This is a genomic window from Burkholderia sp. FW306-1C-G01B (genome assembly GCF_058781685.1).
The window spans coordinates 103,486-117,471 of sequence record NZ_JBYSWZ010000017.1 but is presented as its reverse complement, the minus strand read 5'-3'; the positions used below and the strand labels follow the sequence as shown (position 1 = coordinate 117,471).

Below are 13,986 nucleotides of genomic sequence, written 5' to 3'. Positions count from 1 at the left end.
GGAACACAGGAGCGATTCCCATGGCGCTGATCGATCACCTGGACCATCTCGTGCTGACCTGCGTCGATCCCGACCGGACGAAGCATTTCTACACCGAGGTGCTGCAGATGCAGCTCGAAACCTTCGGCGCCGGCCGGCTTGCGTTCCGCTTCGGCAACCAGAAGATCAACCTGCACGTGCGCGGCGCGGAGTTCGAACCGAAAGCGCATGTGCCGGTGCCCGGCGCGCTCGACCTGTGCTTCATCGCGTCGGTGCCGCTCGACGACGTGATCGCGCACCTGAAGCGCGTCGAATGGCCGATCGTCGAAGGGCCCGTCGAACGCACGGGTGCGACGCAGAAGATCCGTTCGGTCTACGTGCGCGACCCCGACCTGAACCTGATCGAGATCTCCGAGTTGATCTGACCGGTGGCGCCGCTTCGGCGTATCGATCGGCTCGATCCGTCCGGTTGCGCGGGCACCGGCACGATGCGCGCGCGGCGTCGCAGTCTTTCGCCGAAAGCGGACAGGCCCGCGCCGCACCCGCCGAATCCGGATAGCCGGGCCCGGCCGCGCTGCGGATAATGGTGCGAACGCGTCGGTTCGGCCGACGCCTTCGCAGCGGGCATGACGAACCTGCCCCGCACCTCCGCAACCCGCCCCGGACACTCCCCGAATGACGATCCTCTATCGCGGCATGGACCGCGCGGCGCTCGACGCCGCCTACCTGAACACGAAGGCTATTCCCGATTTCCCGGCATTGCTCGCGTCGTGCCAGACGCGTAGCGCAGCGCTGTACGACGCGACACCCGGCCGCCGCGACCTGCGTTACGGCGCGCAACCGGCGCAGCGCTTCGACTGGCTGCCGTGCGGGCTGCCCGACGCGCCGCTGTTCGTGTTCATTCATGGCGGCTACTGGCAACACTGCACGAAAGAGGATTTCGCGTACGCGGCGAGCGGGCCGCTCGCGCGCGGCTTCGACGTCGTGCTTGCCGAATACACACTTGCGCCGGTCGCGACGATGACCGACATCGTCGGCGAGATCGGCGCGCTGCTCGATTTCCTCGTCACCGACCCCGACGGCCTCGGCACCGCGAACCGGCCGATCCATCTGAGCGGGCATTCGGCGGGCGGCCATCTGACTGCCGTGCATCGCGCGCATCCGGCCGTCGTTTCAGCGCTCGCGATCAGCCCGCTCGTCGATCTCGAACCGATTTCGCTGTGCTGCCTGAACGACAAGCTGCAGCTCACCGCGCAGGAGGTCGAAGCGTACAGCCCGCTACGTCACATCGGGCCCGGCGCGCCGACGGTCGTCGCGGTCGGCGACGCCGAACTGCCCGAACTCATCCGGCAAGCACATGAATACGCATCGGCGTGCGAAGCGGCCGGCGAACGGATCGCGCGCACCTGGCTGCCCGGCATGCAGCACTTCGCGGTGCTCGACGATCTCGCGAAGCCGGACGGTGCGATGCTCTCCGCGTTGCAGGCGATCGCGCCGCGCTAGTCGCGCGATATCGCGCGCACGGCCGGGCGTATGATCGGCGTCAGGCCGCCGCGACGATGGCGCGCGCCGTACGGCCTTCCCAGGATCCACGACATGGTGAACCCGCTTCATTTCGATCTGCAGTCGCTGCGCGTGTTCGCGCTCGTCGCCGAACACGGCAGCCTGACGAAGGCGGCCGAACACGGCCAGCTCACGCTGTCCGCGGTCAGCAAGCGCATCGCCGAACTCGAAAGCGTGACCGGCAGCGCACTGTTCGTCCGGCATGCGCGCGGCGTCGAACTGACACCCGCGGGCCGCGCGCTGCTCGACCATGCGGCGAAGGTGATCGAGCAGGTCAACCGGATGGCGCACGAGATGAGCGACTACGTCGCCGGCGTGCGCGGCCATATCCACGTGTGGACCAATACGTCCGCGATCGTCCAGTTCCTGCCCGCCGATCTCGCCGCGTTCCTCACCGACAACCCGGGCATCAAGGTAAGCCTCGAGGAGCGGCTGAGCCACGAGATCGTCGATGCGCTCGGGTCCGGCAAGGCCGATCTCGGCGTGTTCGCCGACAACGTGCCGGCACCGGGCATCGAACGGCGGCTGTACCGGCGCGACGAGCTCGTGCTGCTCGTGCCGCGCGCGCATCGCTTCGCCGCACGCGACAGCATCCGCTTCGCGGATACGCTCGACGAGGATTACGTCGGCTTGAGCGACGGCAGTTCGCTGCTCGCGCGCATGACCGACGCCGCGTTCGCGGCCGAACGCTCGCTGAAAGTGCGGATCCAGGTATCGAATTTCGACGGCGTGAGCCGGATGATCGAGGCCGGGCTCGGCATCGGCGTGCTGCCGCGCGATGCGGTGACCGGCGAGCGCGCCGCGCGGCTCGGGGTCGTGAAGCTCGACGACGCGTGGGCGACGCGCACGCTGTGGGTCGGCGTCAAGGCCGGCACCGTGCTGACGACCGACATCGCGAAGCTGTTCGATTTCATGTCGGCACGCTGACTGCGCCGAAACGGCGACGCGCGGGGCACGCCTGCGTGCGTCCCGTGCCGGCCGCCGCATTGCACCACTGGATTACACCGGATTGATTTCGTCCTGGCTGCGCCGCGTGGTCAGCGGCCCGAGCACGCGCAGCGCGACGGCGACGATGCCGAGCGCGACCGAGATCACGCCGAACATCGCGCCCGCGCCGTAGCTGCCGAGCACCGGCAGCAGCACGAACGGCAGCCCGCCGCTGACGATGCGCGACAGCGAATACGTGCTGCCGATCGCCGTCGAGCGCACGCGCGCCGGGAAAATCTCGGCCTGGTACACGTGATACGCGTTGCTGAACACGTTCGACGCGCAGGTCGTCAGCAATCCGAAGCCGACAATCAGCGCGGTATTGCCCGAGTACGCGAAGCACAGCCCGAATACGGCGATCGACAGGATCGACGCGATCACGAGCGTGCGGCGTTCGATCCAGTTGAGCAGCGGGATCGACAGCAGCGAGCCGATCGGATAGCCGACGAACGACAGCGCGATGAACAGCGTGCTGTCCGTCACGTCGAAGCCGCGGCTCTTCACGACCGTGCCGGCCAGCGTGCCGAAGCCGTAATAGCCGAAGCCCTGGAATAGGTGAAAGACCGCGAGCATCAGGTAGCGCGCGCCGTAGGGCTCGCGACGCAGCAGCGCGATGCGCTCGCCGAGCCCGAGCGGCCGTTGCGGTTCGGCCGATTCCGCGAAGTGCTCGGGCACCCGCACGCCGGTGCCTTCCGCGAAGCGCCGCAGCGCCGCGTGCGCGTCGGCGGTGCGGCCTTGCGCGAGCAGCCAGCGCGGGCTCTCCGGCAGACGGTGCTGGACGAACAGCACGTACACGGCGCCGAGGCTGCCGATCGCGAGAATGATGCGCCAGCCGGCCACGCCGGCCACATGCAGCGGGTTCAGCCACAGCGCGAGGAAGCCGACGAGCGGCACCGCGACATAGGAAGTCGTATAGGCCCACGCGGCGAGCCGCCCGCGCTTTTCCTTCGGCAGGATTTCGGACAGGAAGCTGTCGGCGACCGGATAGATCGCGCCGACGCCGATGCCGGTCAGGAAGCGGCACACGACGAGCATGTCGGCATTCACCGAGAACGCGCCGACCAGCGAGAACGCGCTGTACCACACGAGCGTCAGCAGGAACGCCTTGCGCCGGCCGATGCGGTCGGCGAGGCTGCCGAGGCACATCGCGCCGACGAACATCCCGATGAACGCCGATGCCAGCAGCAGCTTGAAATCGGTGCTCTGCCGGCTCAACCCGTATTCGTTCTGCAACGCGGAGCCGATCGTGCTGACGAGGAAGATCTCGTACATGTCGAAGAACAGCCCGATGCCGATCACCCACACGACGAACCGGTGCAATGCACCGACCGGCAGGTCGTCCATGAAATCGCCGAGCGTGACGCGGCGCGCGGGGAGGGCCGCCGCATCGGCGCCGACGCCGGCGGATGCGGCCGGCGGCCATGCGGACGCGGGGCCGCCCGCGTTGCCGCCCAGATCGAGGGATTGGCTGTTCATCGTGTCTCCTGATTGTCGATATGCCGTGGCGCACGGCCCGGCCGTTCGCGGCCGGCATGATGCGCCCGGCCGCACGATAGGGCGGCACGCACCGCAACGCCCATGAAAGGGCCGGCTGCGCGGGCTGCACCGATCGTCCGGCTCATGGTGGGCGAATCGGCGGCACGCGATAATTGCGGATGTATCAAGCGTCCTTTCCCGCTCAGAAAGGGTACGAACGCGCGGCGGGCGTCATTCGCGGGGGAAGGCCGGTGCGGCCTGCGCGGCGCGCGGTTGCGCACCGGATCCGGTTCGCTCTCGTGCAACCGGGCGGGCCGGGAAAACCATGAGGCGCGTTGCGCGGGCGCCGGCACGAACGCCGCCCCATGAAACATATGCACGGGGTTATCGTGCTCTGCCGACGCGGCATGTTCGCGATTCGACCGCCACCAGGAGGTAACCGACATGAATCACCCGACCGATAACCGGACGCTGTTGCGCGCGCTCGGCGTTCGCACACCGATCATCCAGGCGCCGATGGCCGGCGTCGGCACGCCGGCGCTCGCTGCCGCCGTGTCGAACGCGGGCGGGCTCGGCTCGCTCGGCGTCGGCGCGACGAACGCCGACGGCGCGCGCAAGATGATCCGCGACACGCGCGCGCTCACCGACCGGCCGTTCAACGTCAACGTGTTCTGCCATCGTCCGGCCCGCGCCGACGCAGCCGTCGAACGCGCGTGGCTCGACTGGCTCGCGCCGGCGTTCCACGCATACGGTGCGACGCCGCCCGCATCGCTGTCGGAGATCTATACGAGCTTCGTCGCGGACGAAGCGATGCAGGCGATGCTCGCCGAAGAAAAGCCGGCCGTCGTCAGCCTCCATTTCGGGCTGCCGTCCGCGGACGCGATCGCCGCGCTGAAGCGCTCGGGCATCACGCTGTTCGCAACTGCGACAAATCTCGACGAAGCGCGGCAGATCGCCGCCGCCGGCATCGACGCGATCGTCGCGCAGGGCATCGAAGCCGGCGGGCACCGCGGCGTGTTCGATTCGACCGCCCACGACGACCGCCTCGGCACGTTCGCGCTGACGCGCCTGATCGTGCGCGAATGCGCGCTGCCCGTGATCGCTGCCGGCGGCATCATGGATGGCGAAGGCATCGCCGCCGCGCTGGCGCTCGGCGCGCAGGCCGCGCAGCTCGGCACCGCGTTCGTCGCATGCCCGGAGACGTCGATCGACGACGGTTATCGCCGCGCGATCCTCGGCGACGCGGCGCGCCGCACGACGTTGACGTCCGCGATCTCGGGCCGGATCGCGCGCGGCATCGCGAACCGGCTGACCGCGCTCGGCGACGACCCGCACGCGCCGGCCACGCCCGCGTATCCGATCGCGTACGACGCGGGCAAGGCGCTGCATGCGGCCGCGAAGGCGCAGGGAGAATTCGGCTACGGCGCGCAGTGGGCCGGGCAGGCGGCGACGCTCGTCCGCTCGTTGCCAGCCGCCGAGCTGTTCGCGACGCTCGAGCGTGAAACGCGGGCCGCGATCGAACGCTTGCAGCACGCGCTGGACTGATCGCGCTCGGCCGGCAAACCGCGCACACGTGCCGGCGATCCGTGCTTCGGATCGCCGCGCCGAACGTGTTCCGGCTGCCATCGATTTGCAATGCTCTGTATCTGCGCAGACCGCGGATACAGTGCGATACAACGCAGGTTCAGGCGTCCGCTATAAAGCAGGCATGACTCTTCGAGAGCACATCATGTCTGCAACCTGGTTCAAAGGGTCCTGCCATTGCGGGGCCGTCAAATTCGAAGTGAAAGCCGCTATCGAGCCGGCGGTTCGCTGCAACTGCAGCCTGTGCCGCCGGCGCGGCGCGCTGATGAGCCCGATGTTTCCCGCTGACCACCTGAAAATCGTCGAAGGCGAGGGCGCACTGACGTGCTACCGCTTCAACACGCACACGGCCCGCCACTATTTCTGCAGCCGCTGCGGCGTCTATCCGTTCCATCAGACACGCATGGACCCCGCATGCTGGCGCGTCAATCTCGGCTGCCTCGACGGCGTCGATCCGTATGCGCTCGACGCAACCGTCGCAAACGGCGCGAGCCTGTCGGTCGTGGAGGACGCATGAAACGCTGGCTGATGATCCTGCTGTTTGCCGCGGGCGGGCTCGCGACCGAAATCGCGCATCCGGTGCAATGCTCGCTGCTGTCGGAAAGCCGGTTGCAATCCGGCAAGCGCCGCAGGCAGGACTGACGACGATCCGACCGCGTTTCTCCATCGCCCCGGTTCATCGAGACCGATTATCATGCTTCCGATAAGATCGCACGCGATATATAATGTGTGTATCTGCGGCCGTTCGCGTCGCTGGAGGAAGTTCATGAAACCGACCGAAGCCCCATCGCCCGCCGCGCCGAAGCTGTCCGAGTTCCTGTGTTTTGCGATCTACTCGGCGAACCTCGCGTTCGGCAAGGCGTACAAGCCGATCCTCGAAGAGCTCGGCCTCACCTATACGCAATACATCACGATCATTGCGCTGTGGGAGCAGGACAACCAGACGGTCGGCCAGCTTGGCGAGAAGCTGTTCCTCGAATCCAATACGTTGACGCCGATCCTGAAGAAACTCGAGGCGATGGGTTACCTGGAGCGGCACCGCGATCCGTCGGACGAGCGCCAGGTGCTCGTCAGCCTGACGAAGAGCGGCCGGCGCGTGCGCGAGAAGGGGCTCGACATGAACCTGGTCGAAGCCACCGGGTTGAAGCCGGACGAATTCGCGAAGGTGCAGAAGGCAATCGTCACGCTGCGCGGCAACCTGATCCGGTCGACCGAAGACTAAACACGCAGGCAACAAGCGGCCGATGCGCGTATCGCGTCGGCCGCGTCGTCATGCGTGTTCGTCGCCCAGCACCAGCAGGTTCATTTCGCGACGGACGACAAAACCAAGCGCGAGATAGCGTTCGATCGCGACCTGGTTCGACGTGAGGACGTGCAGGAACGGTGTTTCCGCGCGCGCACCGATCGCCGCGATCAACGACCGGATCAGCCGCGCCGCAAGCCCTTGCCGCCGAAACGCGGCATCCACGCAGACGGCGCTGATCTCGGTATACCCGTCGACCTGCATCCGCTCGCCGGCCATCGCCGCCAGCCGGCCTTCGCTGCGTACGCCGATATAGTCGCCAAGCTCGATCGTGCGCGGGCCGAACGGGCCGGGCTGCGCGGCCGTGGTCAGCGCGAGCATGTCCGGCACGTCGGCTTCGGCGAGCGTGACATGCTCCGATGCATGCGCCGGATCGGGCGTCCCTTGCCAGATCATTTGAAGCAACGCCGCGCGCCGGATCACCGGCAATCCCGCCGGCGGCGGGATCTCGTCCGGCGTGACCAGCGCGGCCGGCCCGTGCGCGGCGATCAGTTCGCGCAACGCATCGAACGATGCCTGGCTCGTGTCGGCGATCGCGGCGAACGGCGCAATGGCCGCCGGAAACCGCAGCGCGCGGTCGCTGCCGAGCGCAAAGCGGCTCTGTTTGCCCGCGAGCGCATTCCAGACGACATGGTCGAGCGGGTGTGCATCGCCCGTCGTGTTTCCGGTCGTGGCTTCCGGCATCGGCTGCTCCTCGATTGAAGATTTCGTGCCGCACAGAATAGACCGGATCGACCGGGCAGGTCGCCCCGCAACGACATGGATCGCGTCATTGGCCTGACACACGTGCGCTGGCCTTCTTCGTTCTCGGTGATCCATATCCGGAAGACGTCGATGCAAATCCGGACGCCCCAAATATAAAAACGCACACGATTACATCGCATGCGCTTTATGTGACGGACGTGGACGGCCGATTCCGTCGTGCAATGCTCAATGACCGAAATAGATCGAGCGCTCGGCCGTGCGAACCGCACTGCGGCTGCCGGACTGCGTCACGCCGTCGGCGTCATTGCCGTAACCGGACGCCATCGTATCGGCCGCGGCTACGCCGTTGTCGCGAATCCGGCTCAGCGCCGCCTGGAGATTGTCCGGGTAGTTCGGGTCGTTGGGGCGGTTCGGCAGGTAGCCGGCCTGCTGCAACGCGGCCAGTTCCGCACGCACCTGCGCACGCGTCACGGTACTTTCGCTCGCATTCGCCGGCGCGACGACGGCGGCCGACACGGCGACGAGAAGGGCAGCGATCAGTTGGGTTTTCATCATTCACCTCGGAACAGGAATAAAAAGAATTCAGGGGTCACGTATCGGCGCACGGCGTTCAATGACCGAAATACACCGAGCGTTCGGCTACGCTGACGGCATGCAGGCGGCCCGATTGCGTCACGGCCTCGCCGTTGCTGCCGTAGCCGGATGCCTGCTCGTTGGCCGCAACGGCATCGGCCGCATGGATCTGCGTCAGCGCGGCCTGCAGATCGCTCGGATAGGTCGCGTCGGTGGCGCGATTCAGCGGATAACCGGCCGTTTGAAGCTGCACGAGTTCGGCACGCACTTGCGCACGCGTCACGGTGCTTTCACTGGCAAACACCGGAGCGGCAACAGCGGCCGAAACGGCGACGAGAAGGGCGGAGATCAATCGGGTATTCATCATTTGCCTCGATAGGAAAAGAGTCGGGAGTTCGGCAGGGCGGCGCTCGGCCGCCCGATGCAGCGTTCACGCGATACGGATTTCGACGTCGATGTTGCCGCGCGTCGCCTTCGAATACGGGCAGGTCTGGTGCGCGGCATCGACGATGCGCTGCGCGACGTCGCGATCGAGCCCCGGCACGCTCACGTTCAGCCGGGCCTGCAGGAAGTACGCGTTGCCGGCCGTGCCGAGATCCACTTCGGCGTCGACGGCGAGATCGGCCGGCAGCGTCACCTTCGCGGCGCGCGCCGCAAGCTGCATCGCACCGATGAAGCAGGCCGACCAGCCGGCCGCGAACAATTGTTCCGGGTTGGTGCCGGTGCCGGCGCTGCCCGGCGACGACAACTGGATGTCGAGGCGGCCGTCGGAACTGCGTGCCGAGCCGTCGCGGCCGCCCGAAGTCGTATGCGTCTTGCCCGTGTACAGCACTTTTTCGATCTTGCTCATCATTTGCTCCGTCAGTTGGCAGGTTTTTCTCAGATGCGATTCGATCGCATGCGATGGAGTTTCGTCGAGGCGGCCACCCGTGTCAAGCGCATTCGATTAAATCGCATGCGCTATTTTGTATTTCAATGTATCCGGAACGTGTCGGGCTTTGCCGGACAAGGCTTTCGGCCGATCGAGCCCTGATATGCAAGGTAACGGGGCAGGCGACGAATGCCGGGCAGGGTGGGCGGAAACGCTCGCGGAGTGGATGGCCGCCCCGCGGCGCAGCCGATACGTCAGGCCGGGTCGATCTCGGCGATCACGACGAGGATGACGGCCGCGTCGGCCGGCAACTGGCGCTGGGAGAACGCCGAACGCGCGTGTCCCGCCTTGCCGCCCAGCGCGGCGGCGAACAGGTCGGACGCGCCGTCGATCACGGCCGGCTGTCCGTAAAAACCGTCGGCCGAGCTCACATGCCCCTCGACGCGCACGATCTTGCGCAGGCGATCGAACCCGCCCAGATGCCTGCGGATCTGCGCGAGCACGTTCAGCGCCGCAAGCCGCGCGGCGTCGCGGCCTTCGTCGACGCTCAACTGCTCGCCGACGCGGCCGGTATAGGCGATCCTGTCGTCGACGAGCGGCAGTTGTCCCGATACGAACAGCAGGTTGCCGGCTTCGCTGACAGCCGTATAGCTGCCGAGCGGGTTCGGCGGTTCGGGTAATGCAAGGCCGAGTTCGGCCAGCTTCTGTTCGACGGTCATGTCGTTCTCCTTGCGGGAAAATGGATCGGGCGATCGGTGTTGCCTGTCAGTCACTCTAGTCATGCGGCCGAAGCCGGTAAATGTCAGCGGCGCAATTGATTCGGGACACGATGTAACGAATCGCGCCACGCGTGCTCGCTGGTTTCCCGCGCGATATTCATGCACACTCGTTGCTTCATCGCGCGCCCCACACCGGAGACGGCAGGAACGGCACCATGCAACGCAAATTCGACGACTTGCTGCTGGGCAGCATCGAGCTGTTCTGTCTCGCCGCCGAACTCGGCAGCTTCACGCTGGCGGCAACCGCGGCGAGCGTCACGCCGGCCGCGGTCAGCCGGTCGGTGGCGCGGCTCGAGGAGCGTCTCGGCGTGCGGCTGTTCGTGCGCACGACACGACAGATCCGCCTGACCGATTCCGGCCGGCGCTATTTCGAGCAATGCCGCGATGCGCTGTCGCAGCTCGTCGACGCGGAACGCGAAGCGACCGGCCAGCAGGCAACGCCCGCCGGCGTGCTCCGGATCAGCATGCCGACGCCGTACGGACACTATCGCGTGCTGCCGCTGCTGCCCGCGTTTCGCGAGCGCTATCCGGACGTACGCGTCGAAACCCACCTGAGCAACCGCAACATCGACTTTGCCGAAGAGGGCTTCGATCTCGCGATCCGCGGCCGCGCGCCCGCCGATTCGAACCTTGTCGCGCGCAAGCTGGAGGACGCCGAACTCGTGATCGTCGCGACGCCCGGCTACCTGAAGCGCGCGGGCACGCCGACCGCCATCGACGATCTGCATGCGCACGAATGCATCCAGTTCGAGCTGCCGAGCAGCGGGCGGCCGATTCCCTGGCTGTTCGACGACGGATCGGACGAGATCGATATCGCGACGACCGGCAACTACAGTACGTCGGGCGACGTCCTCGCCGGCGTGACGCTCGCGCGCAGCGGTGCGGGCCTGTTCCAGACCTACCGCTTCATCGTCGAACAGGATCTGCGCGCCGGTACGCTCGTGGAGGTGCTGCCCGGCCTTGGCGGCCGGTCGCGGCCGTTCATGCTGCTGTATCCGCATGCGCGTTTTCTGTCGTCGCGCGTGCGCGTGTTCGTCGACTTTCTCGTCGAGCATCTGGAACGCGCGCCCGCCGGGCAGGCGCGCGGTGCGCGCACCAAACGAGCCGCCGCATCGCGATAGGCACGCCGGCTCGTTCTTTCGATGCCGATGCTCAGTGCCCGGCGCTCTGGCCGCCGTCGACGTGCAGGATCTCGCCGGTGACGAACGGCGCCGAGTCGAGATACAGGATCGCGTCGACGATGTCGCTCATCTCGCCCATGCGGCCGACCGGATGCAGCGACGCGAGCGTCGCATGCGTTTCGGGTGCATGCATCGGCGACTTGATGATGCCCGGCGACACGGCATTGACACGGATGCCGGCCTTCGCATACTCGATCGCGAGCGATTTCGTCGCCGCATTCAATCCGCCTTTCGTCAACGACGCGAGCACCGACGGCACGTTGCTGTTCGCGTGATCGACGAGGCTCGTCGTGATGCTGACTACGTGCCCGCTGCCGTGCTGCTGCATCGCGGCGATCGCGCGCTGCGTAACGTAAAAGAAACCGTTCAGGTTGACGCTCGTGACCTGCGCGTAGTCGTCCGCGGTGTACTGCGTGAACGGCTTCGCGATGAACACGCCGGCGTTGTTGACGAGCGTGTCGACGCGGCCGAAGCGTTCGATCGCGGCATCGACCACGCGGCGCGCGACGGCCGGATCGCCGATGTCGCCTGTGACGGTGACGAGATCGCGATCGTTCGACGGCCCGATCGAACGGGAAGTCGCGACGACGCGATGGCCGCGCGCGCGGAACGCGTTGACCGTTTCCGCGCCGATGCCTTGCGATGCGCCGGTGACGATGATGACTTTGGATGTGCTCATGACATACCTCGACAGGTGAATGGTGTTCGGCTTCAGTGCCGACCGGATCGATGAATCCGATGGGCGAACTGTAGGCGCGCCGATCGCGATTTCGAACACCCACCGTGGAGCAACAGTCTTGCGTCGCGGGAACAAATGCGCGGAGGGCCGGTTTTCTCGGGTCAGAGCGGCGGGTCGACATGCGGATGCAGGCGACGCGAAGCGGCGCCCGACGTCGCGCGCAAGCGCGTCGATGCGCTTGAAGCGTGGCGCAACCTCACCGGGAAACCGACTTTCCCGCCGCTTGACGAGCCGATTTGTCTGTAACGGCACACGCAGTTGGATAAATCGATGCATCCATCCGGATAACTTTTCTTATCACAATGGCACTATTACGAATCAAAACTCGCCGTTTCAGAAACGTGCCTGACGTCACCGTCCAGACCATTCCGATGCGACGCTCCATCGATTCGACGGCAGGGAAGCGGTCGTCAAGGCGCGGCTGCCCCGGCCGGCGACGGTCTTGAAACGAATGCACGCATTCAACCCGGTGCGCTCATCCGCGCCTGCAACACCGTCAACACTTCGGCCGTCGCACGCGCGACACCCTGCGCGGTCGTATCGACGAGCGCATGCGCGCATTCGCGATACAGCGGGTCGCGCATGCGGTACAGCGCAGCAAGCGTTTGCCGCGGCTCGGCCACCCGCAGCAGCGGCCGCCGCGCGTCGTCGCGCGTACGGCGCCACAGCGTGTCCGGATGCGCATGCAGATAGATCACGCAGCCGCGCTCGCTCAGTCGCGCGCGGGTGCGCGAATCCAGCACCGCGCCCCCGCCGGTCGCCACGATGACGTTCGGGCGCTGCGTCAGCTCGTCGACGATATGCGTTTCGAGCAGCCGGAAGCCGCCTTCGCCGACCATGTCGAACAGCACGGCGACCGAACGGCCGGTACGCCGCTCGATCTCGTCGTCGCTGTCGGCGAACGTCCAGCCGAGCGATGCGGCGAGCGCGCGGCCGAGCGTCGATTTGCCCGCGCCCATCATGCCGACCAGAAAGGCGCGCGCGGGCAGCGCGCGCACGTCGGCCGCCGCGACGACGGCGCTCATAGCCGCCGGGCGAGCGGCCAGCCGGCCCGCGTCGCCAGGCAGATCCGCCGCGCGCGCACCGCGTCCGACAGCGTGTCGAGCGCCGCGCCGGTCGACGCGCCGTCGGCGTCGAGCAGCGCGCCGAGCACCTGCCCGTCCGGATCGCCGGTCGCGATGTGCTCGGCCGCATCCGCCGCGATGCTCCGCGGCGTACGCTCGGGCGTCCCGTCGCGCTCGGGCCGCCGCCCGCCGTTGCGCAGATCGCGCCAGCGCATGACGAGGCCGCAGAACAGCGTGCCGCTCGGCACGGTTGCGTCGTCGCGCGGCTCCGCCGTGTCGCCGGGCGCCGCGCACCGCGTGATCCAGCTCGCGAACTCGAGCAGCGACGCATCGTGCGCGAGCGTCGCCGCGTCGAGCGCGACGGTCACGCCGGCGTCCCGCAACCGGCCGAGCAGCGGCCGCACGCCGTCGTGCGCGCCACCGCACGGCTGCAGCAACACTTCCAGTTCGTCCTCATGGCGGCTTGCGAGCGCACGGTGCCGGTCGAGCGCGGCCGGTTCGAGCAATGCATGCGCGGCATGCCGGACGATGACGATCGCGCGATCGTCGCGCCGCTCGACGATCGCGCCGATCCGGCGCCGCGCGCGCGCCACCGCGCAGCTCACGTGTCGCTCCCGACATGGCGCGCGCGCATCACAGCGAACCCTGGAATTCGAGCACGCGCGTCTTGAACTCGTCGGGCACGGCCAGCGTCGTGTTGTTCGCGTAATCGAACATCACGTGCGTCGACATACCGCGCGCGACGATCGTCTGGTCGTCGCGCTCCATCAGGTGCTCGAGATCGAAGCTCTTGCTGCCGAAGCGCACGATGCTCGACCGGATCGTCAGGTTGTCGCCGAACTGCGCCGGCGCCAGGTACTCGCACTGCGTCTTCACCATGATGTGCGGCAACTTCTCGCTTCGCGGCAAGCCGAGGAGATCGAACATGTAGCAGAGGTACGAATGCTGCAGATAGTCGTAATAGACGGGACTGCTCACATGCCCCATCGAATCCGTATCGCGATACTTGACGTGAATGGGCGTTTCGTAATGACGCTTCGACATGGTGACTCTCCGGAATAACTTGGTTGATTTATATATTCGAACCTGACTGGCCTGTCAGGCACCAGAAAATTAATCGAAAGCCTATCGGGACACCACTATCAGAACGGATAGCGGCCCGCCGCCGAAGGCCATGTGATA

Annotated in this window: 18 protein-coding genes; 8 read left to right on the top strand and 10 right to left on the bottom strand. The window is 66.9% G+C overall.

Annotated elements, in window-relative coordinates; all coding sequences use genetic code 11:
• The first annotated feature begins 20 nt into the window (after nucleotides 1-20).
• From AC3WLY_RS29025 to AC3WLY_RS29015, 3 genes are all read left to right on the top strand, one after another.
• A complete protein-coding gene (locus AC3WLY_RS29025) occupies nucleotides 21-404 on the top strand; it encodes a VOC family protein (protein ID WP_034184203.1) in 384 nt (127 codons plus the stop codon).
• Between the two features lie 250 nt (nucleotides 405-654).
• The gene (locus AC3WLY_RS29020) at nucleotides 655-1,482 is read left to right on the top strand and encodes an alpha/beta hydrolase (protein ID WP_492308854.1); all 828 of its coding nucleotides are present in this window, start codon (nucleotides 655-657) and stop codon (nucleotides 1,480-1,482) included.
• A gap of 93 nt (nucleotides 1,483-1,575) precedes the next feature.
• Nucleotides 1,576-2,469: a LysR family transcriptional regulator gene (locus tag AC3WLY_RS29015; RefSeq protein ID WP_096470941.1), complete on the top strand. Its 894-nt coding sequence runs from the start codon at nucleotides 1,576-1,578 to the stop codon at nucleotides 2,467-2,469.
• 72 nt (nucleotides 2,470-2,541) lie between these two features.
• Here AC3WLY_RS29015 and AC3WLY_RS29010 read toward each other — a convergent pair whose 3' ends face one another.
• Complete coding sequence (locus AC3WLY_RS29010; protein WP_492308855.1) at nucleotides 2,542-4,005, bottom strand: MFS transporter; 1,464 nt, start codon at nucleotides 4,003-4,005, stop codon at nucleotides 2,542-2,544.
• Between the two features lie 444 nt (nucleotides 4,006-4,449).
• Here AC3WLY_RS29010 and AC3WLY_RS29005 point away from each other — a divergent pair, with 444 nt between their 5' ends.
• The 4 genes from AC3WLY_RS29005 to AC3WLY_RS28990 all read left to right on the top strand — a co-directional run bounded on the left by AC3WLY_RS29005 (nucleotide 4,450) and on the right by AC3WLY_RS28990 (nucleotide 6,811).
• Entirely contained in the window at nucleotides 4,450-5,550 is a 1,101-nt protein-coding gene (locus tag AC3WLY_RS29005; protein WP_492308856.1) for an NAD(P)H-dependent flavin oxidoreductase, read from the top strand.
• Nucleotides 5,551-5,734: 184 nt separating this feature from the next.
• Nucleotides 5,735-6,106 carry a GFA family protein gene (locus AC3WLY_RS29000; protein WP_175961404.1) on the top strand — a complete coding sequence of 124 codons (372 nt, stop codon included), beginning with the start codon at nucleotides 5,735-5,737 and terminating at the stop codon, nucleotides 6,104-6,106.
• Nucleotides 6,103-6,231 (top strand): hypothetical protein, encoded by a 129-nt coding sequence (locus AC3WLY_RS28995; protein WP_256260697.1) that lies wholly within the window; start codon nucleotides 6,103-6,105, stop codon nucleotides 6,229-6,231. The genes AC3WLY_RS29000 and AC3WLY_RS28995 overlap by 4 nt, the downstream gene beginning before the upstream one ends.
• A 124-nt stretch (nucleotides 6,232-6,355) precedes the next feature.
• Entirely contained in the window at nucleotides 6,356-6,811 is a 456-nt protein-coding gene (locus AC3WLY_RS28990) for a MarR family winged helix-turn-helix transcriptional regulator (protein WP_492308857.1), read from the top strand.
• A gap of 48 nt (nucleotides 6,812-6,859) precedes the next feature.
• Here AC3WLY_RS28990 and AC3WLY_RS28985 read toward each other — a convergent pair whose 3' ends face one another.
• The 5 genes from AC3WLY_RS28985 to AC3WLY_RS28965 all read right to left on the bottom strand — a co-directional run bounded on the left by AC3WLY_RS28985 (nucleotide 6,860) and on the right by AC3WLY_RS28965 (nucleotide 9,760).
• Nucleotides 6,860-7,576, bottom strand: a complete 717-nt coding sequence (locus AC3WLY_RS28985; protein ID WP_492308907.1) for a GNAT family N-acetyltransferase — start codon at nucleotides 7,574-7,576, stop codon at nucleotides 6,860-6,862.
• 246 nt (nucleotides 7,577-7,822) lie between these two features.
• Nucleotides 7,823-8,152, bottom strand: a complete 330-nt coding sequence (locus AC3WLY_RS28980; protein ID WP_072441087.1) for a DUF4148 domain-containing protein — start codon at nucleotides 8,150-8,152, stop codon at nucleotides 7,823-7,825.
• Nucleotides 8,153-8,207: 55 nt separating this feature from the next.
• On the bottom strand, nucleotides 8,208-8,534 hold the full coding sequence (locus AC3WLY_RS28975; RefSeq protein WP_175961401.1) for a DUF4148 domain-containing protein: 327 nt from the start codon (nucleotides 8,532-8,534) through the stop codon (nucleotides 8,208-8,210).
• A gap of 66 nt (nucleotides 8,535-8,600) precedes the next feature.
• Nucleotides 8,601-9,020, bottom strand: coding sequence for an organic hydroperoxide resistance protein (locus AC3WLY_RS28970; RefSeq protein ID WP_072441379.1), 420 nt, complete (start codon nucleotides 9,018-9,020; stop codon nucleotides 8,601-8,603).
• A gap of 275 nt (nucleotides 9,021-9,295) precedes the next feature.
• Nucleotides 9,296-9,760 carry a RidA family protein gene (locus AC3WLY_RS28965; RefSeq protein ID WP_492308858.1) on the bottom strand — a complete coding sequence of 155 codons (465 nt, stop codon included), beginning with the start codon at nucleotides 9,758-9,760 and terminating at the stop codon, nucleotides 9,296-9,298.
• A gap of 215 nt (nucleotides 9,761-9,975) precedes the next feature.
• Between AC3WLY_RS28965 and AC3WLY_RS28960 the strand changes: the two genes are divergently transcribed.
• Entirely contained in the window at nucleotides 9,976-10,941 is a 966-nt protein-coding gene (locus AC3WLY_RS28960; RefSeq protein ID WP_175961399.1) for a LysR family transcriptional regulator, read from the top strand.
• A 31-nt stretch (nucleotides 10,942-10,972) separates the two neighbouring features.
• On the opposite strand, the gene AC3WLY_RS28955 is transcribed toward AC3WLY_RS28960, so the two are convergent.
• The 4 genes from AC3WLY_RS28955 to AC3WLY_RS28940 form a co-directional block, all read right to left on the bottom strand.
• Nucleotides 10,973-11,680 (bottom strand): SDR family oxidoreductase, encoded by a 708-nt coding sequence (locus AC3WLY_RS28955; protein WP_310142470.1) that lies wholly within the window; start codon nucleotides 11,678-11,680, stop codon nucleotides 10,973-10,975.
• Nucleotides 11,681-12,201: 521 nt separating this feature from the next.
• A complete protein-coding gene (locus tag AC3WLY_RS28950; protein WP_425132637.1) occupies nucleotides 12,202-12,765 on the bottom strand; it encodes a shikimate kinase in 564 nt (187 codons plus the stop codon).
• The gene (locus tag AC3WLY_RS28945; protein ID WP_310142465.1) at nucleotides 12,762-13,409 is read right to left on the bottom strand and encodes a hypothetical protein; all 648 of its coding nucleotides are present in this window, start codon (nucleotides 13,407-13,409) and stop codon (nucleotides 12,762-12,764) included. Before AC3WLY_RS28945 ends, AC3WLY_RS28950 begins: the two co-directional genes overlap by 4 nt.
• Nucleotides 13,410-13,437: 28 nt before the next feature.
• Nucleotides 13,438-13,848: an acyl-CoA thioesterase gene (locus AC3WLY_RS28940; RefSeq protein WP_034184218.1), complete on the bottom strand. Its 411-nt coding sequence runs from the start codon at nucleotides 13,846-13,848 to the stop codon at nucleotides 13,438-13,440.
• Nucleotides 13,849-13,986: the final 138 nt, after the last annotated feature.

Coding starts and splice junctions, on each gene's coding strand:
- AC3WLY_RS29025 (WP_034184203.1), top strand. CDS start 21: ATGGCGCTGATCGATCACCTGGACCATCTCGTGCTGACCTGCGTCGAT.
- AC3WLY_RS29020 (WP_492308854.1), top strand. CDS start 655: ATGACGATCCTCTATCGCGGCATGGACCGCGCGGCGCTCGACGCCGCC.
- AC3WLY_RS29015 (WP_096470941.1), top strand. CDS start 1,576: ATGGTGAACCCGCTTCATTTCGATCTGCAGTCGCTGCGCGTGTTCGCG.
- AC3WLY_RS29010 (WP_492308855.1), bottom strand. CDS start 4,005: ATGAACAGCCAATCCCTCGATCTGGGCGGCAACGCGGGCGGCCCCGCG.
- AC3WLY_RS29005 (WP_492308856.1), top strand. CDS start 4,450: ATGAATCACCCGACCGATAACCGGACGCTGTTGCGCGCGCTCGGCGTT.
- AC3WLY_RS29000 (WP_175961404.1), top strand. CDS start 5,735: ATGTCTGCAACCTGGTTCAAAGGGTCCTGCCATTGCGGGGCCGTCAAA.
- AC3WLY_RS28995 (WP_256260697.1), top strand. CDS start 6,103: ATGAAACGCTGGCTGATGATCCTGCTGTTTGCCGCGGGCGGGCTCGCG.
- AC3WLY_RS28990 (WP_492308857.1), top strand. CDS start 6,356: ATGAAACCGACCGAAGCCCCATCGCCCGCCGCGCCGAAGCTGTCCGAG.
- AC3WLY_RS28985 (WP_492308907.1), bottom strand. CDS start 7,576: ATGCCGGAAGCCACGACCGGAAACACGACGGGCGATGCACACCCGCTC.
- AC3WLY_RS28980 (WP_072441087.1), bottom strand. CDS start 8,152: ATGATGAAAACCCAACTGATCGCTGCCCTTCTCGTCGCCGTGTCGGCC.
- AC3WLY_RS28975 (WP_175961401.1), bottom strand. CDS start 8,534: ATGAATACCCGATTGATCTCCGCCCTTCTCGTCGCCGTTTCGGCCGCT.
- AC3WLY_RS28970 (WP_072441379.1), bottom strand. CDS start 9,020: ATGAGCAAGATCGAAAAAGTGCTGTACACGGGCAAGACGCATACGACT.
- AC3WLY_RS28965 (WP_492308858.1), bottom strand. CDS start 9,760: ATGACCGTCGAACAGAAGCTGGCCGAACTCGGCCTTGCATTACCCGAA.
- AC3WLY_RS28960 (WP_175961399.1), top strand. CDS start 9,976: ATGCAACGCAAATTCGACGACTTGCTGCTGGGCAGCATCGAGCTGTTC.
- AC3WLY_RS28955 (WP_310142470.1), bottom strand. CDS start 11,680: ATGAGCACATCCAAAGTCATCATCGTCACCGGCGCATCGCAAGGCATC.
- AC3WLY_RS28950 (WP_425132637.1), bottom strand. CDS start 12,765: ATGAGCGCCGTCGTCGCGGCGGCCGACGTGCGCGCGCTGCCCGCGCGC.
- AC3WLY_RS28940 (WP_034184218.1), bottom strand. CDS start 13,848: ATGTCGAAGCGTCATTACGAAACGCCCATTCACGTCAAGTATCGCGAT.